This window comes from Undibacterium cyanobacteriorum (assembly GCF_031326225.1).
Lineage (GTDB): Bacteria > Pseudomonadota > Gammaproteobacteria > Burkholderiales > Burkholderiaceae_D > Undibacterium > Undibacterium cyanobacteriorum.
The window spans coordinates 231,983-258,047 of the sequence record NZ_CP133720.1 but is presented as its reverse complement, the minus strand read 5'-3'; the positions used below and the strand labels follow the sequence as shown (position 1 = coordinate 258,047).

The 26,065-nt window shown below is 49.4% G+C and carries 17 protein-coding genes; 2 read left to right on the top strand and 15 right to left on the bottom strand.

Going from position 1 to position 26,065, the window contains the following annotated elements; translation table 11 throughout:
• Positions 1-127 precede the first annotated feature (127 nt).
• From RF679_RS01105 to RF679_RS01085, 5 genes are all read right to left on the bottom strand, one after another.
• A complete protein-coding gene (locus RF679_RS01105) occupies positions 128-505 on the bottom strand; it encodes a hypothetical protein (protein WP_309482385.1) in 378 nt (125 codons plus the stop codon).
• 288 nt (positions 506-793) lie between these two features.
• On the bottom strand, positions 794-1,255 hold the full coding sequence (locus RF679_RS01100; protein ID WP_309482384.1) for a hypothetical protein: 462 nt from the start codon (positions 1,253-1,255) through the stop codon (positions 794-796).
• Between the two features lie 168 nt (positions 1,256-1,423).
• The gene (locus RF679_RS01095) at positions 1,424-3,217 is read right to left on the bottom strand and encodes an amidase (RefSeq protein ID WP_309482383.1); all 1,794 of its coding nucleotides are present in this window, start codon (positions 3,215-3,217) and stop codon (positions 1,424-1,426) included.
• 231 nt (positions 3,218-3,448) lie between these two features.
• Complete coding sequence (locus RF679_RS01090) at positions 3,449-3,868, bottom strand: hypothetical protein (RefSeq protein ID WP_309482382.1); 420 nt, start codon at positions 3,866-3,868, stop codon at positions 3,449-3,451.
• A 108-nt stretch (positions 3,869-3,976) separates the two neighbouring features.
• Entirely contained in the window at positions 3,977-5,017 is a 1,041-nt protein-coding gene (locus RF679_RS01085; protein WP_309482381.1) for a hypothetical protein, read from the bottom strand.
• A gap of 207 nt (positions 5,018-5,224) precedes the next feature.
• On the opposite strand from RF679_RS01085, the gene RF679_RS01080 reads away from it, so the two are divergent.
• Positions 5,225-7,174, top strand: a complete 1,950-nt coding sequence (locus tag RF679_RS01080; RefSeq protein WP_309482380.1) for a hypothetical protein — start codon at positions 5,225-5,227, stop codon at positions 7,172-7,174.
• Positions 7,175-7,299: 125 nt separating this feature from the next.
• Here the strand turns inward: RF679_RS01080 and RF679_RS18885 are convergent, their stop codons facing one another.
• From RF679_RS18885 to RF679_RS01035, 10 genes are all read right to left on the bottom strand, one after another.
• The gene (locus tag RF679_RS18885) at positions 7,300-7,518 is read right to left on the bottom strand and encodes a hypothetical protein (protein ID WP_373921793.1); all 219 of its coding nucleotides are present in this window, start codon (positions 7,516-7,518) and stop codon (positions 7,300-7,302) included.
• Between the two features lie 42 nt (positions 7,519-7,560).
• Positions 7,561-8,295: a polymorphic toxin-type HINT domain-containing protein gene (locus RF679_RS01075; protein WP_309482379.1), complete on the bottom strand. Its 735-nt coding sequence runs from the start codon at positions 8,293-8,295 to the stop codon at positions 7,561-7,563.
• Between the two features lie 198 nt (positions 8,296-8,493).
• Positions 8,494-8,985: a hypothetical protein gene (locus RF679_RS01070; RefSeq protein ID WP_309482378.1), complete on the bottom strand. Its 492-nt coding sequence runs from the start codon at positions 8,983-8,985 to the stop codon at positions 8,494-8,496.
• A 71-nt stretch (positions 8,986-9,056) separates the two neighbouring features.
• Positions 9,057-13,823 (bottom strand): NAD-glutamate dehydrogenase, encoded by a 4,767-nt coding sequence (locus RF679_RS01065; RefSeq protein ID WP_309482377.1) that lies wholly within the window; start codon positions 13,821-13,823, stop codon positions 9,057-9,059.
• 490 nt (positions 13,824-14,313) lie between these two features.
• Positions 14,314-17,373 carry a TonB-dependent receptor gene (locus RF679_RS01060; RefSeq protein WP_309482376.1) on the bottom strand — a complete coding sequence of 1,020 codons (3,060 nt, stop codon included), beginning with the start codon at positions 17,371-17,373 and terminating at the stop codon, positions 14,314-14,316.
• 456 nt (positions 17,374-17,829) lie between these two features.
• Positions 17,830-18,009 (bottom strand): hypothetical protein, encoded by a 180-nt coding sequence (locus tag RF679_RS01055; protein ID WP_309482375.1) that lies wholly within the window; start codon positions 18,007-18,009, stop codon positions 17,830-17,832.
• A 238-nt stretch (positions 18,010-18,247) separates the two neighbouring features.
• Complete coding sequence (locus RF679_RS01050; RefSeq protein WP_309482374.1) at positions 18,248-19,039, bottom strand: LytR/AlgR family response regulator transcription factor; 792 nt, start codon at positions 19,037-19,039, stop codon at positions 18,248-18,250.
• An 81-nt stretch (positions 19,040-19,120) separates the two neighbouring features.
• The gene (locus RF679_RS01045; RefSeq protein WP_309482373.1) at positions 19,121-20,233 is read right to left on the bottom strand and encodes a sensor histidine kinase; all 1,113 of its coding nucleotides are present in this window, start codon (positions 20,231-20,233) and stop codon (positions 19,121-19,123) included.
• Positions 20,226-21,380 carry a sensor histidine kinase gene (locus RF679_RS01040; protein ID WP_309482372.1) on the bottom strand — a complete coding sequence of 385 codons (1,155 nt, stop codon included), beginning with the start codon at positions 21,378-21,380 and terminating at the stop codon, positions 20,226-20,228. Before RF679_RS01040 ends, RF679_RS01045 begins: the two co-directional genes overlap by 8 nt.
• Positions 21,381-21,649: 269 nt before the next feature.
• On the bottom strand, positions 21,650-23,584 hold the full coding sequence (locus tag RF679_RS01035) for a Xaa-Pro dipeptidyl-peptidase (protein ID WP_309482371.1): 1,935 nt from the start codon (positions 23,582-23,584) through the stop codon (positions 21,650-21,652).
• Between the two features lie 365 nt (positions 23,585-23,949).
• Here RF679_RS01035 and RF679_RS01030 point away from each other — a divergent pair, with 365 nt between their 5' ends.
• On the top strand, positions 23,950-26,016 hold the full coding sequence (locus RF679_RS01030; protein WP_309482370.1) for an O-linked N-acetylglucosamine transferase, SPINDLY family protein: 2,067 nt from the start codon (positions 23,950-23,952) through the stop codon (positions 26,014-26,016).
• Positions 26,017-26,065 lie beyond the last annotated feature (49 nt).

The window sequence follows — 26,065 nt, the reverse complement described above, 5'->3', positions numbered from 1 at the left end:
ACTTGTGTGTAGGCACGCATGCTGAATCTCCGTCTTTCGAATATGGGCGTAACTGGCGGTTTAGTTTATCGTAGAAAACATGCGCTTCACAGAACCGCGTCCAATTAATTCGAAGCAGAAAAACGCATCACCTCGGGTGCCAAGTTTGGGTGATGGTCAAATACTCGCCATTCGGACTGATGAATGTGTTCTGATTACACAACTTACGAAACGAGTTAGAAAATGTCGCGCAAAACGGAACTGGTTGTTTTGGCGCGGGGATTGGCTTCGACTCACCGACCACGGCTTCGTACACCACATCATATTGATCCCCGATCAGAAAATAACACTTCCCACTCGACGAAGCCTCACACTGAAGCAAGAGCTGCCCCTCCGCAACTACTGGTACCACTTTGATGGCAATACTACCGGGAATATGATTAATGAACGTGATACATCCGCCGAGCGAGGCAAGCAACGCGAGGGACAAGGATACAAGAATCGGCTTCTTAAGAAATAAGGTCATTTGATCGATCTAAAAAGTTGAGGTGCAGTTCAGGCGCGACTATTTTTTTGACCGCCTCGAGAAAGTGCTTAATTATAACTAGCAACTGGCGCTACTAGGCACAAGAGGAAAAGCAAGGCCACCCGCCTCCAGAAGCTACAGAAAACATACTTCCCGCAATGAGTGTGGGGGGGTGATCCCATGCGTGCGATTACGCTTCGCTAATCGCACCTACCGCACGCTTTTCTTTCCAATCGCGGTACAGTTCAACACGGATTGTTTGTTGCAATTATCAATAAGCAGATTTGATTAGAAATGAATACCATTTTGTTCGAGTCGCAATCGAAAATCTTCGGGCAAAATTCCATTCTCGATCTTTCGACTATTGAACGTGTCTGGGTTTAGCTTGGTCTCAAATTTATCGCCAAAAATGAACCACTGTTCACCAACCTCCGCACGGAATTGACCGATGCCCGCACAATCTGTACTACGTTCTGTACTCATATAGGCCCGCACAATGACTTCAGTTCTTTTATCGCCAACAAACCAACGTGTGGCCTTCATTTTGACATCGTAGACAACCCCATCCTTAAAGGTTTGGGCTAAATCGATCGATGTGACAGTGCCGACAAAGACCATTGCCGTCGTATTGCCGTCTTGCAGATAGGATTCAATTCTCGGGATGTAAGGTTTGCATGCGAATGATTCAAGCGGTAGCGAAATCAGAATGAAAGAAAAGGCTAGGTTCATCAGGTTGAACGTTGAGCGCATATTTTTTCCTTTGAATAGATGTGACCTTAAGGGGCTAAAGCGAAGTTCGCAAAACGAATAAACAAGCACTTTAATTGAATTCCAGATTCTAGAGAAACCCGCCCTTAGTATCGAGAGAGAACTCGCTTCTCAAAATGGACGTCGACGGTTTCAATCTAAATACCTCACTCAAAACCCCGGCGGCCGTTCACCCGCTACCGCAAAATGCCTTTCCAAAGCCAAGCCAGCGCGGGCGATAGTGGCTTCGTCGAATAGGCGGCCGATGAAGGTGACGCCGTAGGGGACTTTTCTTGGTGTGGTGAATTTGATCGGCGGATTTTTCGGATCGGGGGCCCAGTCGCTGCGGGTTTCGGTGATTTCTACGCTGCCTGTTTTTAAGGTGAGCGATGGATGTCCGGTGAAGTTGGAGATCGTCAGCATTTCGTCGCGCAGTGAGGGCACCAGCAAGAGATCGACTTCGTTCATGATGCGGGCCATTTCGATGGCGACTTTGCGGCGTAAGCGGTCGGCTTGCACGAAGTCGACTGCGGAAAGGAAGCGCGCTTCGCGGAAGAGGTTGGGCCAGGCATCGGGGACTTGGGCTTTGAGTTGATTGACTCTGGCGTCTAAGGTGATGTCTTCGAATGCCGCCGCCGCTTCAGCGAATAGCACCACATTCAAAGAACTGTAGGGACAATCGGGTAGCGATACTGGCGTCGGTATCATGCCAAGTTTTTTTGCGGCTTCCAAAGCAGCGCGATCGACTTCGGTGGCGCCGCTATCGTTCATCCATGCGGGAAAGTAGCCGACTTTTAAGCCGCGTACGGAGGCATTGGCATCGAAATCCAAGGTCGATGGCACGCAAGCGACGTCGGCTTGATCGGGGCCGGAGATCGCGTTCAATACCAACATGGCGTCTTCGACGCTGCGCGTCATCGGGCCTAATTTGTCGAGCGACCAGCACAAGGTCATGGCGCCAGTGCGTGGCACGCGACCATAGGTGGGACGCAGGCCCGTCACACCACAACGCATACTCGGGCTGACGATACTGCCGCCGGTTTCGCTGCCGATCGAAAACGCGACCAATGCCGCGGCGGTGGCAGCACCTGGGCCCGCGCTGGAACCGGATGCACCTTCTTCCAGTAACCACGGATTCATGGTCTGCCCACCGAACCAAATATCGTTGAGTGCCAAGGCACCTAAGCTGAGCTTGGCGATCAACACCGCACCCGCTTGGTTCAAGCGCGTGATGACGGTGGCATCTTGGTTGGGCACACGATCTTTAAACGGCTCCGCGCCCCAAGTGGTGGCGATGCCAGCGGTGTCCAACAAATCTTTCACGCCATACGGAATGCCATGCAAAGGCCCACGATATTTTCCAGCGGCGATCTCGGTATCGGCTTGTTTGGCGCGCGCCAAAGCGTGTTCGCGCGTAACGGTGATGACGCTGCGCAGTTTGGGATCTAGCCTTTGAATGCGATCCAAATAAATTTGCGTCAAACGCATCGCACTCAACTGCTTGGTTTCAATCCAGCGCGACAGTTGCGATACCGGCGCATAAGCGATGTCCGCATCACTCTTCGGCAAGGGCATGGCTTTGGCCTGTGAGCGTATGAATTGATTGTGGGCAGAGCGTTTTTTGCCAGCGACGACAGCAGGGTTCCACACCGTGGCGGGAGAAATTTCTGCTTCGATCGCCAACTTACGCGGACCAGTGCGACGCTCCAAAGAAGACGCCATCGACACCCGCCAACTATTCGCCGCCATCTCGCGCTCTGCCGGCGTCATTGACACTTGCATCAACTTCTCTGCCTCCGCAAACGTCGTCGCCGTCACTTCCGGCCCCACCGCCGCTGTCGCACCAAAGGTGGGCGGCGTGCCGGGTGTTGGTGGATTTTGTTCAGTGAGCGCAGCACGACTTGAAGTAGCTAAAGCGAGCAGGCCTAAAGGCGCATTCATTAGAAATTGGCGGCGGGGTTTCATACGTTCTCTTGATTAAGTGAGGTGGATGAAAATTGATACTAACATGGGGGCGTTAGGTGTTGGAGCTGGTGCTTGGTTTTACTCAGCGAAATTGGTGGGAGGTTTGCGGGATGTGTTCCTTTTACCCAGTACGAAATGGGTAACTCAAAACTTGCCTGCAGGTCTTCGAGATGGATGTCCATCGAGTGCAGGTATCTCTTGGATTTAACAACCTAGGATCTGTCACTCCAATCAATAGAAGACGGCAACAGGAAATTTCACGCGAGCTAAGACAGTTCTTTCGTAAACTTCACTATAAAAACTAGCGAAAGCTTCTTTTATAGCATCCTGAATTTCAGGTAGTTTCTCTTGAAAAGAATTTGGGACTCGAAATTCTCTTAGGTCTTCACATGCAACATCAAGGCCGTCGATGAATTCGAAACGACTATGACTAGTAAATTTAACGCTATTGCCCCTGTACAAAAGACACCAATAATTTGGTGGCTCATTTCTTTCTGCAGGCTGATCTCCTTTACCTCCTAAACAAAGCAAAACCAAATCTCGGTCGTAATCAATAAGTACTTTCGCGGCAAATTGATAAACCGTTGTGTTTGCCAGTTTCATCAATTCGTTTGCCCGCGCTTGACTAACTCTCTCTAATTGGAATGCCATTTTGTTTTCTTTAAAAAGTTAAGGCCCGTCAATTCCAAAAGCTGAGAACATAACTCTAAGCGAAGATACGCATATAAACGCAGGCGATTGGCTTGTCGTTTAATCGGCCTAGAGCGTAGGATTTAGAGCGATAAGTTTTTCAACGATATCATCAATGGGCTTTTGGTATGCTTCCTTAGAAAAGTTTCGAAACGCAATGTAATTACGATAAATGTCAGCAGTCTGTTGAATTCGAGATGGGTCAACAAGATAAGCTAAAGTCAAAACTTCAGCTTCATACCAACTCAGAAAAAACTCACATTTCTCGCTATTATTTGTCAAGCTATTTGCCTTTTCCAACGAGAGAGTAGCTTCAAAAAATGGAAGTACTTTCTCATCTACAATAATCTCAAAATTTGACGCGAGTTCGGACAATTCTGTCAGGTTTTCAACCTTCGGATCAAAAAAATCACCAGTGAAGTACACGTATCTATACTCTATGTAGCTCTCACTTGAAGAAGCTGTTACCAATTTACTTAAGGCTTCTTCCACTTTAGCAATTTGTAATCTTGCGCGTAAAAATATTTGAAATCTATCTCGCTTTTTCTCGACAACAATTCGGAAAATCTGCTCACCGTAGGCAACTGGTCTAGCGAACCATTTTTGCTTCTTATCCCAAACAAAACCGCCACGTTCAAAGACTGGTTTCAAGCGACCAACAACAAATTCCAATACACTCTTCTCGCTTAAAGGCTTTTCCTTTACTACGGGCTTTTCATGCGCTGCAATGAAATCAATCGCCTCTTGACTCTTTGGGTAGTACAACGCGTTGGCCTGTACATCGACAACCTTTAAATTCAATTCTCCCGCTAATTTCAATATGTGCGCCAGCACCTGTTCTTGATTTTGGGCGATATCAAGCACTGCCAATCGTTGACCGAAATTCGTGATCAACGGCCCATCCGCCCATACGCATTCGTCGGCGGCATTTTCTTTGATGCTCGACAAGCACGGGAAGTTGGCGACCAACTGCTGATATAACTTCGCTAGCGCGGCACCTGGCTCAGCATTGCTAACCTGATGTTCGCTAACGAGCCGATCAATCAAACGTTGTCGCTGTGTTGCATCGCCTGGCAAGGCTGCATCAATAATCTGAACAATAAAACTCATCTATCTACTTTCGTAAAAAACCAAATCTATCTCGTTGTTTTTTAGTTTGAGAAAGCCAAACACACCCATTTCGTGAACAGTGGAAAAATTTCTTTTTGGAGCAAACGTCTCAAGAGTTTTCTTATGAATTCTCAGTACGATGATTTTACGTTAGGTGCCTAGGCTGTGCGATACTAGATGGAATTTCGATCCATCAAGGAATACTGAATGAGCGCCAACAGAATGGATACTACGCTGTCTGTGATACCAAACGACATGTATTTTACTCCGACGCCGGAGGCTGCGAACGAGGCATTGGCATGTCTTTCGCAATTATTCCCATATGCCGACAATTACAAAGTTGAGATTTTTTCCGAACCTCGATTCATCTGTCCAGAACTCCTGGCGGAGTCTGTAACATGCCCTGTTTGTCACACTAATTCAATTCGCATAGGTCCAATTGGAAGCGCAGAAAGAAAATGGTTTGCACAAATCGACGAGGAGATGAACGATCAACCCATTGAAGGCGTGACCGCTGTTCTTCCCGCCTGCGGTCACTCAGTTCCATTCGCTCAGCTCAATTTCAATTATCCGGCGGGTTTCGCACGGTTTGTCCTGCGGGCGAACCATTCCTTGTGGAACGATGAATATTTAAGTCCTGGCGCACCGCTTACCGAACAAAAAGCCGCTTTGGAAGCCATACTTGGCGTTCCGGTTGACGTTGTACAGACGGTCTATGCTCTACTCAGATCAGACAGGAAAATTATTGAACAACTTGTTGGCTCAAGCGATGACTCGAGGCTCACGGCTGCCTTTGAATTGGATGCTTATCCCAAAGGGCACTTCGAAGATCATTCTATTGCTGATTTCTATATCGAAGACATGGCGGAACGACTGTTGACTGCTTTCCGCACGACAAAGCACATTAAAGTAAAAGAGTGGATCTTGCGCCTTATTAGCTGGGCCAACTTCGTCAATGAGGAAGTATTAGCAATTGCTGCAACGGAGCTCAAGCGACCCACTGAAAAAACGCTTATGTCGCCAATCCTAAACTTGATTCAGCAGCGGCCGCAACATTTTCAGCATTTAAAAACCGAAATCAAGTGGCTAGCAGGTCATACTGATCAGGATATTCGATGGCTATGTGCGATGACCTTAAATAGACTTTTGCTCGATGATGGTGACTTTGAAGTTATACGATCTTTGCTATTTCAAGCTGATTCCAATACAAGAATATACGCCAGGTTAGCCTTTCAAAAAATGATTGGATCAAGAGCACTTTCGGACGAAGAGCAGTCAATCATGTTGCTTAGTCTCGCGGATCCGCCTGCTGCGTTTTGGAAGGATCAAGCGTTGGTCCAAGCCGGCGCACGCCGGGTTGCTGTGCGTTACGGTGAAAACTGCTTTACTTCGGCCCGAAAGTACTATTTGACGGAACTAACCAATATCTCGGATCGTCCGATCCGCGTGCTCAAATTCGCCAGCTACGTCAAAGATGATGAGAGTTTTCGTTTAGGAAATTTTACTGGAGCATGGTTTACGGAAAAGGATTTTGTCAGCTGGTATGCAACTCCCGATACAGGTTGGATCCAGCCAGGTGACAGTGTTTGCGATGACAGCAACTATGGTGGCGATAACGACGGTTTTTGGGCCTATTGGTGCTGCAACGATCGCGATGAAAGGTTCCTAGCGATGTCGCACCAGTTAAGCTCAGCGACCGGTGGCCAAGTCTTTTCCCTAAGTGAACGTCCGTCAGGGCTACCCGCAGATCCCTTCTCACCGTGTCCCAAAGGCATGCTTAATCGGCTCAAGGACTTCACCACACAATGCCTCACGCTTGCCCGTAACCACGCGGCTCGAGAAATTAGTTACGATGAAGAAGGCGTGCGCTGGCTCGATGACATCATCGAGCAACAACGAAATAGCATTAAGCCAGCAAACAAAATCGAGTTAGTCGAAATATTTGGCGCCTTTCTAGGCGAGTGTATCATCCGAAACTATGGAGGTACTTGGGCGCGCTACGATGAGGCTATTTGTGTGCAACAATCGGGCAAAGACGCAATATTCCCCTTCAATTCGGTTTTCAAACAATTCGAGAACGGGCGATCGGGTGGTGATTCAGTCCTTGGGATGTATAGGAGCATTGCCGCCCAGATGCGAAGGAAGCTAAAAGAGTAGCAATGCTTTGCTGCTTTGTTTGAAGCTTGCGGCAATCACCAGTTGGTAGCACTAAAAACTCGAAGACATCCACCTCTGAAAGCGACAAAATCTAGCTCTGCTGATTAATTCCAAATCGTGTTTAGTTACTTTTTGGAGTGGGTGTCTTGTGAACTCTCTCTCACCCCAACCCACGCAACTCCCGCAACGCCACGGACGCCGGCGCTAAATCCGTGCCATGTAGCGATGCTTTCTTTGCGCGATAGCAAACTGCGGGTGACTTGGCTGGCGATGGAATACACGTCGTCGCGGGCGCTGCCGCGGGCTTGTGTTTGCCAGAGGGTGTCGGTGGGGAGGCGTTTGATTTGGTCGCGCCAGCCGGTTAAGGCTAGTTCGGCGTCAAACCTTCATCCACCTCGGTCGGTCTGGCGTACCCAAATGCCCATCTCACCAACGTAATAGGTGTGAAAATCTTCAACCTCTAAGTCAAAGACAGGCAATTTCAAGTACGGATAATTTAGATCGCTCTTCTCGGCTTCTTCCAGCGCAATTTGTGAATTGAGTGGGTGGTCTTTCTCCAAAGCTTGAATTCTTTCAATTGCCATGGCTTGTGGCGAGATAAGTTTATCGTTAACAAAGTCGCGGAGAATCCCTGGGCGTGTGAGATCACCCATGTATGAAGGCATCCAGCCGACACCCGGCGAGTCACTTACAAAGATAGCACCGCACCCGCCAATCGCGACATGGCGGCCGTCATGTAATTCAAACTGTTCGCCATTAGTAAATCGACCTTTCGGGAGGTCATCGGCCTCAGTCCATTTTTGACCAACAACCCAAAATTGATGATCTAGGGTTGATACAATTCTTTCGAATGCATTTGGTCTATCTGGAATTTCACCACAGACCTTCATCACAGTAGCAGACTCATGCGCGAAAATCTTCACTATTGGTTTATAGGCTTGCTCACCGCCATTCTCTGGCTTCGACAACACCCAATCGCCTATCTTGATTTTCTCAATTGGTACCAAGCCTTCTTTGGTATGCACCAAAGTTCCTGCTGCAAAGCCGCCATTAAGTTCAAATTTCTTCGAATTATGATCGCGCTTCATTGTTTCCAAATCAGTGTCTTCAAGCAGCATCATTAATTTCCAGTCTCAAAACACATCAACATCTATTCGTCGGTTTTATGTACATCATAAATCGCGCCCAGGCATATTGTTTTGCATCTAGGTAATCGGACGCTATTTTTTAGGTATGTGTGGACCATTTTTTAGTCAACTATTTCTCTAGCCTCTATCCAGCTGATAAGGAAAATGATTGAAGAACATTGGGCTATCCTTTCAATTGCTGCAGGTCGAAGGATACTGATCATTAGTAATGCTCTCAACCACAGATACTTTAAATTGAAGTGAATAGCTTATTTTCGCTCGACTCTTTGATATCGTATCTACACCGACTGTAAAAGTATCTTTTCCAACATATCCAGCCTGTGATTGATAACTATATAGCCCCGCTTCTTTATCGCCACTCGACTGCACTAGTTGACCGTGTTGAGGCGGATTGATGACATACATCTTTGTACTGTCCCGCACCAATTGTGGCAAGTCAAAATCATCGATCTTTCTATTAACTTTGTAGCCTAGAGCTGTGTACACTTTGCCGAGAATGATAAAGCTGTTGTATGCACTTTTCGTGCTGTCTGGCGAATTTTTTACTTCAACACAGGGATAAACTTTCGCAACTAATTTTTGCTTTCGTTTGTTGAGCGAGACTTTCATTTCTTGGTCATCGCTAATCGTCTGCACGTAAGGAGCTTCAACGCTGTATTCCATGTTCACCATTCCATAAATAAAAAGGTGGGCACAAACATCGTGCCCACCTTACGATCCATCAAGAATCTTTATCAAGCCAAACTACGCAACTCACGCAACGCCACAGACACCGGTGCTAAATCCGCACCCTGCGTCGTAATCGTCGTCAACAATTGATTGAGCTTGGCAATCGCTTGTTCGTGTTGCCCGCGCCAGGTGGCGATGCTTTCTTTGCGAGATAGCAAACTGCGGGTGACTTGGCTGGCGATGGAGTACACGTCGTCGCGGGCGCTGCCGCGGGCTTGTGTTTGCCAGAGGGTGTCGGTGGGGAGGCGGTTGATTTGATCGCGCCAGCCGGTTAAGGCTAGTTCGGCGTCGATGCCGAAGTAAGTGCGTGAGGTGATTTCCAAATCGCTGCCTGTGCTTTGTGCGAGGTCGACTAAATCTAAGGCCGGGAAAATGAATTCCAAGGCTGCCAGATTTTCTGCCAAGCCTGCTTCAACGCCGGCATCGCTCAGGGCTTTGCTGGCTTCTTGCAAGCTGGCGTAAGCCGCTGCTGGTAACCATGCTTGCAAGTTGGCGCGTAGTTCGCGTGCGCCTGGTTGGTAGCGTTGGATCAGCGTTGGCAAGTCGGCATTTGCTGTTCTTGCGCGCAGCATCCAGCGTGAGGCACGTTGGGCAATGGCGGTGAGCTTGGTCAACAAATCTAACTGCAACTTGGCATCGACTTTGTAATCGAGCGCATCGATTTGATCCCACAATGGTTCAAGATCAAAAATCTCGCGGGCCAAGGTGAAGGCGCGGATCACATCAGCTGCAGATGCCGCAGCTTCCGTAGCGATGAAGTTGACGAAGGTTGCGCCCGTGCGATTGACCACGGTGTTGGTGATGAAGGTGGCGATGATCTCGCGCTTCAATTGGTGGTTGGCAATCGCTTCTGGGAATTTTTCCGACAAGACTTTCGGGAAGTAGGCTTTTAAAGCGCGGCTGAAGAACGGGTCGTCTGGTAAATTAGACGCCACCAATTCATCAAACACGGCCATCTTCGCGTAAGCCAACACTACTGCGTTTTCTGGTGCGGTGAGGCCTTGCTTATGCGCTTTGCGGCGCGCGATTTCATCGTCGGACGGTAAGAATTCAATCGCACGGTTCAAGCGGCCTTGGCGCTCTAAGGTTTGCATCAAGCGTTGTTGGCCGTCGAGTACATACAGCGGACGGTGGCAAGCGATGTCGAGTGCTTGTGATTGATAGTAGTTGTCGGTTAATACCAAGTGGCCGACTTCATCTGTCATCGAGGCTAACAAGTCATTACGTTGTTTGAGTGTGAGATCACCGGCTTCGGTAATCGCACCCACCAAGATCTTGATATTGACTTCGTGGTCGGAGCAATCAACACCAGCGGAGTTATCAATCGCGTCGGTGTAGATGCGGCCACCTTTTTGTGCGAACTCGATACGTCCGTTTTGGGTGCAACCTAAGTTACCGCCTTCTGCCAAGACTTTACAGCGTAATTCATTGCCGTTGACGCGGAAGGCATCACCTGCTTTGTCGCCGACTTGAGCATGCGTTTCAAACGTGGCTTTAACGTAAGTGCCGATACCGCCGTTGTACAAGAGATCAACTGGCGCTTGCAAAATCACTTTGAGTAATTCCACTGGCGTTAAGTCTGTGGTTTCAATACCTAAGACGGCACGTGCTTCTGGGCTTAATGAAATCGACTTCGCGGTACGTGGGTAAACACCGCCGCCTTTGGAGATCAAGCTCTTGTCGTAATCGTCCCAGCTCGAGCGCGGCAAGTTGAACAAGCGTTGGCGTTCTGCATAAGACTTGGCGACATCAGGTGATGGGTCAATGAAAATATGACGGTGATCAAACGCCGCCACCAATTTGATTTGCTCAGACAAGAGCATACCGTTACCAAACACGTCACCCGACATATCGCCGATACCGGCCACGGTGAATGGTGTGGTTTGGGTGTTGTGGCCAAACGAGCGGAAATGACGTTTGACGGATTCCCATGCACCGCGTGCGGTGATACCCATTTTCTTATGGTCGTAACCGACCGAGCCGCCTGATGCAAACGCATCGCCAAGCCAGAAGCCGTAATCAGCCGAGACGCCGTTCGCGATATCAGAGAAAGTTGCTGTGCCTTTATCGGCAGCGACAACGAGGTAAGGATCATCTGGGTCATGACGCACCACTTTCGTTGGTGGCACCACTGCACCTTTAACGATGTTGTCGGTGAGGTCGAGCAAACCAGAGAGGAAGATTTTGTAGCAGGCCACGCCTTCGGCTTGATAGGCTTCGCGGTCTGTCATCGGTGGCGCATTCTTCAAGACGAAACCGCCTTTAGAACCGACCGGCACGATGACCGTGTTTTTAACTTGCTGCGCTTTGACCAAACCGAGAATTTCAGTACGGAAGTCTTCACGACGATCAGACCAACGCAAACCACCGCGAGCAACTTTACCGCCGCGCAAATGCACGCCTTCTACACGTGGTGAGTAGACCCAAATTTCGAACAGCGGTTTTGGTTCTGGTACGCCTGGCACTTCACGTGGATTGAGTTTAAAACTCATATACGGTTTGAAGTTACCGTTGGCATCGGTTTGCCACAAGTTGGTACGCAATGTAGCGACGATGGTAGCGATGAATTGGCGCAAGATGCGGTCTTCATCCAAGCTTGCCACTTGGCTCATCGCTGCTTCGAGTTGTTCGCGGATATGTTTTTGAGCCACTTCGCGGTCACCCACGAAATCTGGTTTGAAACGTGCGCCAAATAATTCGGCGATCAATTGTGTGATGCCGCAGTTTTTGTTTAATGCTGCTTCGATATAGTTTTGGCTGTACGCAAAACCAAGTTGTTTGAAGTAACGTGAGCATGCACGCAAAACGGCGATAGAGCGGGCGTCAAGGGCGGTGTTCAAGACTAAGCGATTCAGGTCATCGCTTTCCACTTCGCCGCGCCATGCGGCTTTAAACAATTCTTCAAAACGCGCTTTGACGGCGGCTAAATCGGTTTCGGCTGGCAGTTGCAAACCCAAATCGTGAATCCACAAAGCGTTGTCGCCATCGGCAATATGGTAAGGATGTTCGTCAAGAACACGGGCACCCATACGCTCTAACACGGGCAAAGAATCAGACAAGGCCACTTTAGAGGTGTTGTAAATCTTAAAGCGCAATAAGCCTGCTACTGCATCGAGTGGGCGATACAACTTCACCGCTAACGGTGAAGCCGCAGACAAAGCGGCGAGGATGTCGGCATCTTCTGCACCGGCTTGTGGTGAGAAGTCTTCGCGATACACATTCGGGAAAGCATTGGCGAAACGGGTCGCCAGATCGAGGCCACGACCTTCGCCATGGGTGCGCAAGAGTTCGGCGCTGCAATCATCTTCCCAACGCTGCGCTAATTTAGCGATGCGCGCTTCGAGTGCACTGACGTTCACGTTGCTGCTCATCGTCGCATCGGCCTTGGCACGCACGAGGTAGTGAATACGAGCCAGTGGGCTGTCGGTGAGCATTGGTGTGAATTCGATGGACTGGCCATCTAAAGCGGACATCAATTCACTACTGATTTTGACACGTAGTTCGGTGTTGTAACGATCACGTGGCACGAAGACTTGTGCTGAAGTGAAACGACCAAATGGATCACGACGCAAGAACAAGCGTACACGTTGGCGCTCTTGCAAACGTAAAATACCGAGTGCATGTTCGGTTAAGGTGGCGGTATCAACTTGCAAAAGTTCGTCGCGTGGGTAGTCATCCAAAATCGATTGCAAGGCTTTGGCTGCATGGCTTTCAGGCACTACACCCGCGGCTTGCATCACTGCATTCGCACGCTGTCTGACTTGAGGAATTTCGCTAACGGCAGCAGAGTAAGCAGTCGATGTGTACAAACCTAAGAAGCGCGATTCACCGACCACCTCGCCGGCATCATTAAAGCGTTTAACAGCAATGTAATCGAGCCACGCTGGGCGATGCACCGTAGCACGCGTCATGGCTTTGGTGACGAGCACCGTTTGTTCAGAATCGATCAGCGCCACGACTTCTGGTGGCAACATGGTTTCGTTAGTTTGTGCTTTACCGCGCAATATACCGAGGCCGGAGTCGGGGATCGCCACCAAGCTCACTTGTTTACCATCGCGTTTGAGTTCGTAATCACGCGCGCCCAAGAAGGTGAAGTGGCGATCTTCCAACCATTTCAAGAAGGCGATACCTTCGCCATGGCTTTCTTGCGATTGCGCGAATTTTTCTGAGGCGGCGGTGAGGCTCTTCACACGTTGCAACATCGGTTGCCAATCTTCTACCGCGGCGCGCACATCGGCTAAGACGCGATGCAAGTCGTCGATCAAAGCTTGTTGATCGGCGGCGCTGACGATGCGGTCGCATTCCACCAAAATCAAGGATTCCACTGGGTCGTTACGGCCTGCTGCTTTGGCTGCGGCAACGGTGCTGGCGTTATCGACGCTGCCATCGGCATTACGTGCCACGCTCATCAATGGGTGAACGATCCAGTGCGCCGTGCGGCCGGTTTTATTGATCGCCATGGTCACGGAATCGACCAAGAAAGGCATATTGTCGTTCACGATTTGCACAATGGTGTGCTCGCTGACAAAGCCGTCTTCGGCCAAGCTCGGGTTATACACGCGAATCTTTGGTGTCTTTGCTGCGCGTTGAGAATCGAGCAAGCGCCAGTGGGCGTTGGCGAGGGCAAACAAATTCGCCGCACCACGCGCCGTGATTTCATCGGGATCCGTGTTCTCGAAGTAGGCTGCAATAAAGCCGCCTTGACGTTTGCTGGTGGCGCTAGAATGTTCTTGGGCGTATGCCATTAATTCGGCAAAGTGGGATGAGGTCATACTGATGGTCCTTATTTTTTTAGATCTTTACATGAACTACTGCAGAATCACATAAAGCATGTTATTTCAGGACTTGCGCCATGCTCTTTGCTTCGCCAAGGGTTTCTTGATGGGGTTTGACGAGGCTAGAGTTTCTAAGGTCACACTACCGACACAGGGAAAGACGCAAATTCTAAAGTTAAGAAATGCCATTTCGTTGTAGTAGTGCAAGTATCCACTATTCGCAGGGGAAAGACAAACAAACTGAGGTAAAACTGGTCACTGTTTGTGGTCGCGCAAAGGGATTTTTAAGTTGCTTGCTGTATTAGCCAATAAAGCAAGCTTTACTCGTGCCAGCTTGGGCGTTTTTCGAGGCCTCTAAAAGCAAAAAGGACGATCCGAAGATCGTCCTTTTTTTACTACTTTTAATACTTGTACTACCTATCCAACTGATAGTTCACTCAATTTCTGATTATTGCTGAGTACCGTTAAGCACTGCTGCAAACTGAGATTAGAACTTACGGTTGTATTCAGCTGTCAAGCGAGCAGAACGTGGTGCTGTGTAGCTGATCACGCGTTCGTACTGGGAAGACATACGTGTACCGTTGTTATACGCTTCTACTACGTTTTGAGCAGTTTGTGTATTCGTGATGTTGAAGATATCCAACTTGAATGCAAAACCTTTCAATGCAGCAGGTGTGTATGTGAAGTTCAAGTCCAAACGCTTGTCCATTGGCAAACGGCCCAAGGATGCACGTGGTACCAAAACGTTCTGCGCACTAGTTTCACCGAAGCAGAAGAATGCTTGGTTGTTGTAGTTTGGAGAATCGCCAGGTGCTGGATCACGGCCTAAGCATGAACGTGGACGACCAGTTGCCAACAACAAGTTACCGCCGATTGCCAATTCAGGCAAGACTTGGTAGTAACCGAAGGCTTTGATTTGGTGTGTACGATCATTTGGCAACAAGCCTTCTGCACCACGCATCACTTCTGGATAATCCCAAACTGCAGTTACAGAAACGTCAGCCTGTGCGTTATCGGAACGAACTTGACCTTCTGTATTACCGTAGTTGCGAGACCATGTGTAGTTCACTTTACCGTACCAGTTGTTACGGAATGGATGCTCGAAGAATGTATCGATTGCTGTGTAAGTACGTTTTGGTTTGTCGAAGCCCAAGTCAGCGGCTGTCAAATGCACTTCACGATAATCACCCTTACCATTCACGTCTTGGATGAAGGTGTTAGCGATACCTGGGTTGAACAAGTAGCAGTCAGCACCAAAGTTTGGATTAGTAATCGCTACGTTGTTACGTGTTGCCCACTTGTCGAATGGACGGTGATCGCACAAATCGTCAATTGTAGACTTCAATGTACGATATGTGAAACGTGAGCCCATGTTGTACTCAGGTGTCAATGCCTTCTCGAAACCGATTGTGATTTCATCTTGGAAGGTTGGCTTCATATCCTTAACAGCGAAAGAACGAGCGTCTTTTGGTTGACCGTATTCGTTGTTAGCGGAAATCGGCGCTGTCAATTGAGTCAAACCTTGTGGTTGACCATTTGCATCAGTACCTGTGTATGTGTAGAACTGAGTTGTGTTCAGAGTTGCACCAGCTGCACGCAAACCAATGTTTGTTGGAATTGGTACAGAGTAACGGCCCAAAGTACCGAATACTTTCAAGCTGGAGTCACCGTTAACGTCCCAAGATGCGGACAAACGTGGGTTAACTTGGCCAGGTTGATCCAAGAACTTCTCGCCCAATTTGTTTTTGTTGGAGAAGTTTTCGTAACGCATACCAGCGACAACCAAGATGTTCTTCGTTACTTGGTATTTGTCTTCCAAGTAGAACGCAGCTTGTTCGCCGTGGGATTCAGTTACGTCAGAGTAGTAAGCCTTCTGCACGTAGTAACCTTGTGTACCGTAGCCACCGCCAGTTTTCGTTGCAGGGATTGTGCCGCCTGTTACTGGAATTGGGATGTTTGGATTATCTGTTTTCAAATAAGTCCATGTACCGCCACCTGGAGTTGTAGAGCCACCCAAAGAATCTGTTTTGGATTTATCGTAACCACCACGGATTGTGTGCTCGCCCAACTTGTATTCCAAGTCCAAACGCATCACGTTGACTGTATCTTTGGAGCCTGGTGCTGCAACGTTAGCGCCGAAAGATTGTGGGTTGTTATAGCTCAAGCCTGGTACACGGTTTGCTGCATCAGCTACAACGCCCATTGCTGTTGGATTGTAACCAACCAAATTTTGCTCATGCTTGGATTCAGCGCGGCCGATCAAGGCTGTTGCTGTCAAGTTTTGAGTGATTTCACCAACGTATTTCAAACCATTCAATTGGTTACCGTTATCGTTGATGTTGCGGTTAGTTTGTTCGGAAGTGACTGTACCAACGCGGGATGTTGTTGCATAGTCATAGCCAGAACGTTTGATGTTCAACACTGGAGAATCGCCAATGGACATGAATTCCAAACGGTGTTCGTCAGTGATATTCCAGTCAAACTTCGCCATGTAACGGTTGGTTGTTGCACGTGTATCGTTCCAACCATCTTTTGCATTGGTTGTACCAGTACGCAAACCGTTCACGAAACCTTGCGTTGTCTTTGTCTGTTCTGCAGACAAGAACATGAACAATTTGTCTTCAACCAATGGACCGCCAACATAGCCGCCAACCATTTTGGTCTCAACCGTGTTGTCTTGACGACGGATATACACTGTTCCATCTGTTGCCGCGTTGTATGTACGGCCTGTCATTGGGTACAGGATGTCGCGTGATTTATTACGCAAAGAATTTGGGGACCAGCTTGTCATTACGCCAGCTTCCCATGTGTTCTTACCAGATTTAGTGATAACGTTCATCACACCACCGATAGAACGACCGAATTCCGCACCGAAACCACCTGTCAGAACCTGAGCTTCTGCGATCGCGCCGAATGGCAACTGTGCAGAGCCGAAGCCTGTCAATGGGTTAGTCATTGGGAAACCGTTGACGTAGTAAGAGTTCTCTGTGACTGCACCACCACCGATGGAAGCGCCGTTACCTACGAAGCGGCTATCACCACGAGTTGTGTTCGGAGCCAATTGAACAATCGCTTCGATACTACGGCCAACTGGCAATTTGTCCAATTGACGTGCGCTGAAGTTTGCGCCGTTGTTAGTTGTAGAAACGTCGATCGCTTTGCGTGCGCCAGAAACTTGAACCACTTGGGTTGCGCCAGAAGCTTCGGAGAATACTGCTTCACTACCTTGGCCCAAAGAGACTTCAACGTTCGTTGTTTGCTCTACTTTACCGCCCTTAACCAATTCCACTTTATAGCTACCGATTGGCAACGAAGTGACTTGGAAACGACCAGAAGCATCAACAGTAATAGTACGTTTGATACCGTTGTCGCTGTTCGCAACTTGAACGGTAGAACCTGGAGTGGCGCGACCGAAAATAGAACCACCTGCGTTGGACTGCGCGTACACTTCAGATGGTGTACCAACAGCAACCACTGCGGCGCCGAAAGCCATCATCAAAGCATTAGCGACAATCGTGCGCTTAAATGCGTATTTCTTGTTCAACATAGTTATCCTTACTCTTTTAACAGATTGTAAAGTGGTGTGTGTCACCATTAGTTATTGAGACCAAAACAACAGACCTGCCTCTATTTTTTTTGTACCCAAGCGGAAATGCACCTAACTGACCAAATTGCAATTCATGAAAGTTGAGCTTACCGGGCTCAGTCTTACATTCCCCAATTTTTGTGCACGCATACACAATTCCGCAGCAGAACATTCGCATGCGACCCGCATCTTACTCCATGTTTCAGGGATGAATTACTTTCAGCAGGGGATGAACGTTACGAAAGTGTCGCGTTTACACCAAAAAAGTTTTATTTTGGAAACAATTTTGATGTCCATCAAGTTGCACAGTGGACTCATGGCTTAGTCACTCTAGCATCCAAATTTCAACCCAAATCGGCTTCGTTTTCGTTCGACAATGTTTAATTCAACGGCGCTGGTCGCTCACGAAGCTCAAATTCAAAGCGCTGCCTTTTGCGATGAAAGCCCTTTATCCAAACTTTTCTGCAACACCAGCATGAGGGTGGCTGGCTGAGCTTTGCTTCGCGTCTCACCAAGTTTTCCCAGATTCGCCTTTTGGCCTTCGTGCAACTGAAAAGATTGACGCTGAATCTTGCCCTGACGCGCTTTTTTGTACATGAATGTCTCCTCGTAATGTCCATTCCCGTGGCGTCCCGCCCTGTTCCCTTGCAACAGAGAAGCGTGGGAGCGACCTAGGAAAACGAGTCGAACTATTGCATTGGCGATTCAGGCGATCCAGTATTTTGGGATTAAACCGCGCAAGCATGTGATATCTCAAAATCGCTTGGGATGAAAGCCAATTTCGAGTGGACGAAGGCAAACATTCAATGCATTGAGAAATGCCTTTCACACGCACTTAGCCGGCAAAGCGTGCTTTCACCGCTTTCAGATAACTCTCACTAATGCGGGCTTCGTCCCCATTGATCAGCTTGGCAAAATAAATGCCGTCTGCGCCAATTTCGAGACTACGGATCGAGCTCAAACAGACAATGGCCGTGCGATGCACGCGGATAAACTGCTCGGGGTCTAAGCGCTCTTCCATCGAAGATAAAGTGGTGCGATGGAGCACAACGCGATTGTGTAAATGAATTTCGATGTAGTTGGCAGCGGTACTCAGCCACACGATTTCTCTGACATCGATACGTTCAATCCGGCCCATCGAGCGCACAATCACATGCGTCAACAAAGGCTTCTCCGCCCCGGTTTGTTCGGCATCGTGCTCGCGCAAAAAGTCTTGCAAAGCGCCGCCTTGGGCCAACTGCTGCTTCAACTGCAAGCTATTTTCGGCGCGCGCCAACATCGCCGCAAAGCGCTCATCATCGTAAGGTTTGAGTAGATAATCGAGAGCAAATACCTCAAAGGCGGTCACCGCATGTTTGTTATAGGCGGTGATGAAGACGATTAACGGTGGATTCGGTGTGCGACACAATTCACGCGCAAAATCGATGCCCGATTGGGTTGGCATCTCAATATCGAGCAACAGCAAATCCACCGTTTCAGTATTGAGTATGGCACGCGCTTGCGCCGTCGAATGACAGCTTGCCACCAATTGCCACTGCGGATGATTGGCTAAAACGTACTGCATATTCGTCAGCGCAGGGAGTTCATCATCCACAATCAACACTTTGTAATTGGCTTTTTGATTCATAGTCTTCACTTAGCTTTTGGGGTGATTTAAACGTCGCTCAAACCAGTCTTTATCTTCGACTGAACTGAATGTGAACTTATATCAAACTTGGGTCATGTCTGGGAATACGATCTCGGCCAAAAACCGCTCTTCAGAATCCTTCACAATCACTTGAGCTTGTGAACCGAACAGAATTTCCAAACGTTCGCGTGTGCTACTCAAGCCCAAACCATGCCCCGGCTTGCGCTTTTGATTGGCGTGCTTGGTATTGCAGATTCGAAAATGCACCAAACCAAGTCGCTCGAATAAACTAATCTCTAACACGCTCGCTTGCTGATGATTTTCCACACCATGGTGAATCGCATTTTCAACGAGTGGTTGGAACAACAGTGGCGGACAAGGTACGCGCAACCAATCTTGTCCTGATACCTCAAACTCAATTTGCAAGCGATCACCGAAACGCAAGGTCTGCATATCCAGATAGTCGCGCACAAACTGCAATTCCTCTGCCACCGTTACCCATTCATGCTTTCCCGAATGCACGACGTAGCGCAACAAGTCCTGCAATTGATACATGGCTTTACCTGCCACGCGGCGATCGTGACCACGCACCAAAGCAGAAATACTATTGAGCGAATTGAATAGAAAATGCGGTTTCAACTGGCCCTGCAATAAATGAAGTTTGAGCTCCATTCCCAAATTACGTGACAACTGTATCTCTTGCTCACGTACAAGGGACCGTCGCCATGCGGCAAACCCGGCTTGCATACAAAAGGCGAGTAGCACTAAACAGAAATCGACCCATAAAGTGAATGGGGACACGTTCTCCCACTCCATGCCAAAATTGGGGAGATGCCCTTGGTCAAATAAAGCCGTAACGACCATCTTATTCAAAGTCAGCACTGGCAAGGAGATCGCGCACGATAAGACGGCGACCACCGCCAACCACGCCGCATGCAGCAGGCGCTCAGAATGGTTCCAATACAGCCACGCCAAGACGCAACTTAACAGCGACAAAGGCAAGAATATCAAACAATACTCAAGCACCAAGACCGATTGAGTTTGACCGAAATGTACGCTCCCACTATCAAGCGCACCAGCGATGGCATGGGTCACCGCCACAAACATCCAAATCAGGAAGGAGTAGCCCATTAAACTCGCTTCCGTGATCGGTTCAATGCGCTGCAGTCCTTGCCGCGTAACGATGCTAGTCATCTTCGCGCTCCCGTGCTGGAAACGATAAAACTAGCGCCAATTGACGTCCTGCTGGTCCAAGAATCACACGTTCATCGCAATAAGCTGCATTGCCAAATGCCAGACGGACCCGTTCATTGACTTCCACCAAAGCGGGCGTGATCTGACCAAATGAAGCGAGGAAAGTCGATAAGGTGATGGTCAAAATAAAATTGCCGCCATCACGTTCACATTGCACGATGATCTCTTGCGACTCCGTTTGCAGACGCTCCGCACAAGCACGCACTGCCGCATCGAGCAAGGGCAGAAACAACATGGGTGGGCAGGCAATCGATGACCATGTCCGCTCACGACCGCGCCACTCAATGCGCAAACGATCACCAAAACGCAAATTCTGGAGTGCCAGATAATCCTGCAAGACTTGTAGCTCGTCTTCGACGCTGCGCCAATCGTCATCGGTTGAATCAAGCACATGACGCAACAATTCCGATAAACGCGCTAAGGCTTTAGTCGCTAATTGCGGCTCGGCGCTGATCACGAGATCAGTGATATCTTCGAGCGAGCTCAATAAAAAATAGGGTTCCAGTTTGCCTTGCAGTTGCTGCATGCGTAACTGCAAGTAGTGCTGACGCGCGACCTGCGCTTCTAAAAAGCGTCTTTGATTCTTGCGCCAAAACGAATAGGCCAATTGCATTGAGTAAGCAAAATTGACCAAGACCATGTCCATCCACAAGGCTAGAGGTGAAATCACTTCCACCACGGAACTCCACGAAATGGGAGCTTCACCACGCCGTGCCACAATAAACACACCCTCGCCGCAAAAACTCAATGGCAAGAACACGAACATCAGATAGAAGAAAATACGAAATAGATTGCGAGCACGCAAAGCTTCGTCTTGATGGCGTTCGAAATACACTGCCAAATAACAGCTCAGCATGACCTTGGTCGATAACAGCGCCAAGAACAAATAGACCTGGCCCGAGATACTGGCGTTCATGCCCAGCATGCGCAGGTCGAAGAAATTGGCGACACCCGCCAACACTACAAACACCATCCAAATGACGCAGACCACAGGCACAATCTTCCACCACGGCGTGAGCACGCGACCTGCGTCATCGCCTCGATCAATCATCGAGCGGGAGGCTTGGTATGAATCTGAAAAGTCCATGAAGAGTGCTGCTTACCTGTGAGGTCGTAGAATGCCAGTAGCTTATCAAATTGACGAGGCTGATGGGATCAATTCGGTGTAATCAGGGATCAAATTCGCACAAAACACGCTCAACTGCAGCGATCAGGTGTCCTAAAGAAAAAGGGCGCATTCATGTTGATGAATGCGCCCTTGAATACAAGCTAAAATCGAAACTTAAGATACAGCCCTAACTGATGGCATTGCTCAAACAGCTGGCTCAGCCCGAATTGCCAAGCCCTGTTTTCATCTTACTCAAGCGCCGACTTCCATGCCTCAGCACCGCCCACGACCGGGAATTGTAGTTGGCTTTGGCTCAGGTCGAGTTGCAACTCCGTGCCCGCTTTCGGCCACAAGGTGAAGTCGCGATCACTCGAGAACACCATCAAAGCCAAACGCTTGCCGGCAGGAATGATGCGATCACCGGGCTGCAAATCAAATCGCAAGTCCACAAATTGACCAGACTTGAGTGGGCGTCCTGGTTTCTTCGAATCATAGTTGCCACCACGCGTCAGAGACTCTGCATTTTGCGGATCAGCCCAAGCGCGTGATACCACACCCATTTGACCAGCAGAGCCGACATTCTTAGGATCAAACGGCAAGGTCACCAACCACACCGACAAGTTTGCCGCAGCTTTATTTGCCGCCACGCGCAACTTGATCACCGGCGTACCAGACATGTGCAGGGCCTCTTTCAACTCTGGCGTCGCGTACAGCAAACGATTCGTCGATTGCTCAGAACTAGCCAAACTACCACCCGAGAATTGCACATCATCGATCAATTTTTCAATTGCCTTGGTTTTGTTGGCAGGGAGCTTGGTACCAAGAGCACCGATACTGTTCCCGCCTGCACCCAAATTGAGACTAACCATACTCGCTTCAGGATTTGGGAAATCTAAATACGGCGTCGGCGCAGAACCACGCTCAACACCTTCGCGCATAATCATGGCGCGCGCATCTTTCTCAACACCATTATCAATACCATACAAGTAGTGCGAGAACCAACGATTGCGCATCTCCATCGGCGGAGGGCCGCCGTGACCACCATGATGCAAGAATAATTGTGTTGGCGTGCCTTGCTTCTTCAGCGCTTCATAGATGCGAATCGAATGTTCGGGCATCACATTCCAATCATGCTGTCCATGCGCTAACAAGGTGGCTGCTTTAACTGCTTTAATCTTGGTCAGCAAATCGCGTTCGGCCCAGAAGTCATTGTAGTCGCCTTGCAGACGATCAAAGCCCGCCATGAATTTGCCATCACGGATGGTCTTGTTACAGTAATCGCGTTTTTCAGGGGCACCGCTGTACACGAAATCATAAAGCTGATCGACATCTTCGCCCAAATAGCCACCGGGGTGACGGATCAAACCATTGCTACGATAGTAGTGATAGTAAGAGGTATTCGGTGCAATCGGGATGATGGCTTCCAAACCAGCCACGCCAGTGGTTGCCGCAGCTAAAGGAATCGTGCCATTGTAAGAAGTGCCGGTCATACCGACTTTGCCGGTGCTCCAATCTGCTTTGACTTCTTCATTGCCATCGCGGCTGGTGTAGCCTTTGGCGCGGCCGTTCAACCAATCAATCACGGCTTTGGGCGCCAATTCTTCTGGCGCACCACCTACGGTCGGACATCCTTCCGACAAGCCAGTGCCCGGCGCCTCTGAGTGCACCACCGCAAAACCGCGTGGCACCCACGTATCGATTTCATCGCGTGAAATTTCGGGGCGCACTGGAACGAAAGTCGCTTGCTGGTTGACTGGGCGCGGTGGCGGTGGACTACCGAGTTCGTGCTGCACATCCCACATTTTTTGATTCTTCATAGTGCCCGCGTAATACGGCGAAGAGGCGTACACAACGGCGACTTTCAAACCCTCGGTAGCTGTCTGTTGTGGTCGGGTCACGTCAACATGCATACGATCACGTTTTCCATCGCCATCGCTATCAAATTCGGTTTCCACCCACAATTCTTGCTTGATCCATTTGCTCTTGTCTTGAAAACCGGGCACGACCTGCGCTTGACCGTTGTAGAAGGTCGGCACCGCCTTGGTGCTTGCATTTTTTTGAGTTTCTGCCGATGGCTGTGATTCTTGCGCAATCAAAGGCGCGGCGGCTAATAAACTCAAGGCTAAAGCAAGCGGCTTGAGCGGTAATAGTCTTGCAGGAATATTGCGTGACGAACGATTCATAAGACGTCCTTTTTGAATTCGGTGTGATTGATAAGTGAAATCTGAAGCAGCTTTGCCGTCCGACAGCATCGGCGAAAAACGCTAGCCTAGCTCGGACTTCGACTCGCTTTGAGCAAAATTATGCCAGCAAAGTTCCGCTTAATATATTTATTTTTGATATAAAAAGCATATTTTTGTGTGGCGAGCAAACGATCGTGCGATTGACGCCAAACGAGCGAGCGATTCACACCATTAAGCACTAAGTAATAAGCAGTGGTTGACACTAACACCGCAGTCCGCACCAGACAAGCTACAATGCGCCTCGGTCGCAACACTCTGCTTGCGTTCCGCTTGACCATTACCTGCGAACCATCCGACCCGTGCTTATGTGGAACAGCCTTAAATCATTGTTCAGTAAATCAGCCACAGGACCGACCGATGTGGCTGCTTCTGCATCTTCTGCGGCACCGTCTTCGGATTCTACAAACCCAATAAGTCAGCGAGCCGAAACGCCAGCGCAAACAAGAGGACAGATCCAAGCACAGGCAAATCAATTGATCGACACCGGCAATCAATGCGAGGAGCAAGGTCAACTCGAGCGGGCACTGGCACAATATCAAGCCGCTGCCGAACTAGCGCCTTGGTTTCCACGCGCTCACCTCAACCTCGGCAATCTTCGTTTATTGCATGGCGACGCCGTTGCAGCGCTCCGTTTTTATGAAGAGGCTGCGCGCCTCGATCCCCACTACGCTGCCGCGCATTTCAATCGCGGCAATGCCCATTTTCAACTAGCGCAACTCAAACAAGCCGAAGCGGCCTATCGACAGGCGCTGACTCTGCAACCAGATTTCATCGATGCAGCGGTGGCGCTCGGTGCGGTTTTGGATCAACAACATGCCTATGAGGCGGCGATTGAAATTTATCGCTCTGTCTTGGTAAAAGTGCCGAACTACGCTCAAGTCCATCGAAACTTGGCCTTGTGCCTGCAGAAGAAGAATCGCTTCCTAGAAGCCATTCAAAGTCTACGTCACGCGCTGGCATTAGCACCGCAACTCGCGGATACCCATGTGGCCTTAGCCAATGCCCTCCGCGATATTGGACGAGTGAAGGAGGCAGAGCCTCAATATCGCCAAGCCTTGCAGTTAGAGCCCCAAAATTGGGATGCCTACCACGGCCTTTTGTTTGCACTCAATTATCGGCCCGAGTATCCGCCCCAGATTTTGTTTGAAGAGGCTCGACAATTTGGCCTGACATTGGCGCAAGCTTTTCCGGCACGAATGGAGACGAACCACATCGAGAAGATGGAGGAATTTTCGAAGCCTCGGCGCTTGCGGATCGGTTTTGTTTCTGGTGATCTACGCAACCATCCGGTCGGCTATTTTCTCGAAAGCGTGGTGAGTGCTTTACGCGACTTTCACCCCGACTTAGAGCTGATTGCATTTTCGACCTACGATGCGCATAGCAATCCAGATCACGCGCAGCTTGATGACTTAGCACGGCATTTCCAACAACGCTGCCATGCATGGCATCCTGTCGCACATCTTCAGCCAGCACAACTTGAAGACTTGGTACTGCAAAATCAGATCGATATCTTGATTGATCTGGCGGGCCACAACGCCTACAACCGTCTCGGCTTATTTTCACGCAAATGCGCACCGGTGCAGGTGAGTTGGCTGGGCTACTTCGCGACCACTGGCCTATCGAGTATCGATTATTTGATGGCCGACCCGATCAGCCTACCAGCGGATCAAGAGCCATTCTTTACTGAGAAAATCTGGCGCCTACCCGAGACGCGCCTGTGTTTTTCCGCACCGCGAAGCAAGGTCGAGGTCAATCCGCTGCCGGCATTGAATAAGGGCTACCTACAATTCGCCTGCTTCAATCACATCGCCAAAATGAATGAGGCCGTAGTGGCTTTATGGAGCCGTGTACTCGCGGCTGTACCACACAGCCGACTCTTATTGAAATCGCCGCCACTCGTGGAAGCCCTTGCACAAGAAGATACCCTTGCACGCTTTGCTGCGCATGGGATCGGCGCTGACCGTATCGTATTCGCAGGCCTATCTTCGCGTGAAGATTACTTCCGCGCTTTCCACGATGTCGATATCTGCCTTGATCCTTTCCCCTACACTGGTGGCACCACCACCATGGAGAGTTTATGGATGGGCGTACCAGTCATTAGCCTTACGGGTCAGCACTTCTTAGCGCGCCAAGGACAAGGCTTATTGGTCAATGCTGGCTTAAGCGATTGGGTCGCGCAAAACGAAGATGACTACGTTCGATTAGCCGTCGACTGGGCCCAGAATGTCGACAAGCTCGCATCACTTCGAGCCCACCTACGTGAACAGATCATGCGCGCTCCGGTCGGTGATGCCGAACGCTTCGCGGAACATTTTGCGGATGCGCTGCGTCAAATGTGGCAGCGGCATCGAGCTTCAAATATTGAGCAATGATGAGCAATGACGATCAAGCGCTATCATCACATCAAACACTAGCTATTCC

What these genes read in the sequence shown, in the direction of transcription:
- RF679_RS01105 (WP_309482385.1), bottom strand. Translation starts at nt 505, where the DNA reads ATGACCTTATTTCTTAAGAAGCCGATTCTTGTATCCTTGTCCCTCGCG.
- RF679_RS01100 (WP_309482384.1), bottom strand. Translation starts at nt 1,255, where the DNA reads ATGCGCTCAACGTTCAACCTGATGAACCTAGCCTTTTCTTTCATTCTG.
- RF679_RS01095 (WP_309482383.1), bottom strand. Translation starts at nt 3,217, where the DNA reads ATGAAACCCCGCCGCCAATTTCTAATGAATGCGCCTTTAGGCCTGCTC.
- RF679_RS01090 (WP_309482382.1), bottom strand. Translation starts at nt 3,868, where the DNA reads ATGGCATTCCAATTAGAGAGAGTTAGTCAAGCGCGGGCAAACGAATTG.
- RF679_RS01085 (WP_309482381.1), bottom strand. Translation starts at nt 5,017, where the DNA reads ATGAGTTTTATTGTTCAGATTATTGATGCAGCCTTGCCAGGCGATGCA.
- RF679_RS01080 (WP_309482380.1), top strand. Translation starts at nt 5,225, where the DNA reads ATGAGCGCCAACAGAATGGATACTACGCTGTCTGTGATACCAAACGAC.
- RF679_RS01075 (WP_309482379.1), bottom strand. Translation starts at nt 8,295, where the DNA reads ATGATGCTGCTTGAAGACACTGATTTGGAAACAATGAAGCGCGATCAT.
- RF679_RS01070 (WP_309482378.1), bottom strand. Translation starts at nt 8,985, where the DNA reads ATGGAATACAGCGTTGAAGCTCCTTACGTGCAGACGATTAGCGATGAC.
- RF679_RS01065 (WP_309482377.1), bottom strand. Translation starts at nt 13,823, where the DNA reads ATGACCTCATCCCACTTTGCCGAATTAATGGCATACGCCCAAGAACAT.
- RF679_RS01060 (WP_309482376.1), bottom strand. Translation starts at nt 17,373, where the DNA reads ATGTTGAACAAGAAATACGCATTTAAGCGCACGATTGTCGCTAATGCT.
- RF679_RS01055 (WP_309482375.1), bottom strand. Translation starts at nt 18,009, where the DNA reads ATGTACAAAAAAGCGCGTCAGGGCAAGATTCAGCGTCAATCTTTTCAG.
- RF679_RS01050 (WP_309482374.1), bottom strand. Translation starts at nt 19,039, where the DNA reads ATGAATCAAAAAGCCAATTACAAAGTGTTGATTGTGGATGATGAACTC.
- RF679_RS01045 (WP_309482373.1), bottom strand. Translation starts at nt 20,233, where the DNA reads ATGACTAGCATCGTTACGCGGCAAGGACTGCAGCGCATTGAACCGATC.
- RF679_RS01040 (WP_309482372.1), bottom strand. Translation starts at nt 21,380, where the DNA reads ATGGACTTTTCAGATTCATACCAAGCCTCCCGCTCGATGATTGATCGA.
- RF679_RS01035 (WP_309482371.1), bottom strand. Translation starts at nt 23,584, where the DNA reads ATGAATCGTTCGTCACGCAATATTCCTGCAAGACTATTACCGCTCAAG.
- RF679_RS01030 (WP_309482370.1), top strand. Translation starts at nt 23,950, where the DNA reads ATGTGGAACAGCCTTAAATCATTGTTCAGTAAATCAGCCACAGGACCG.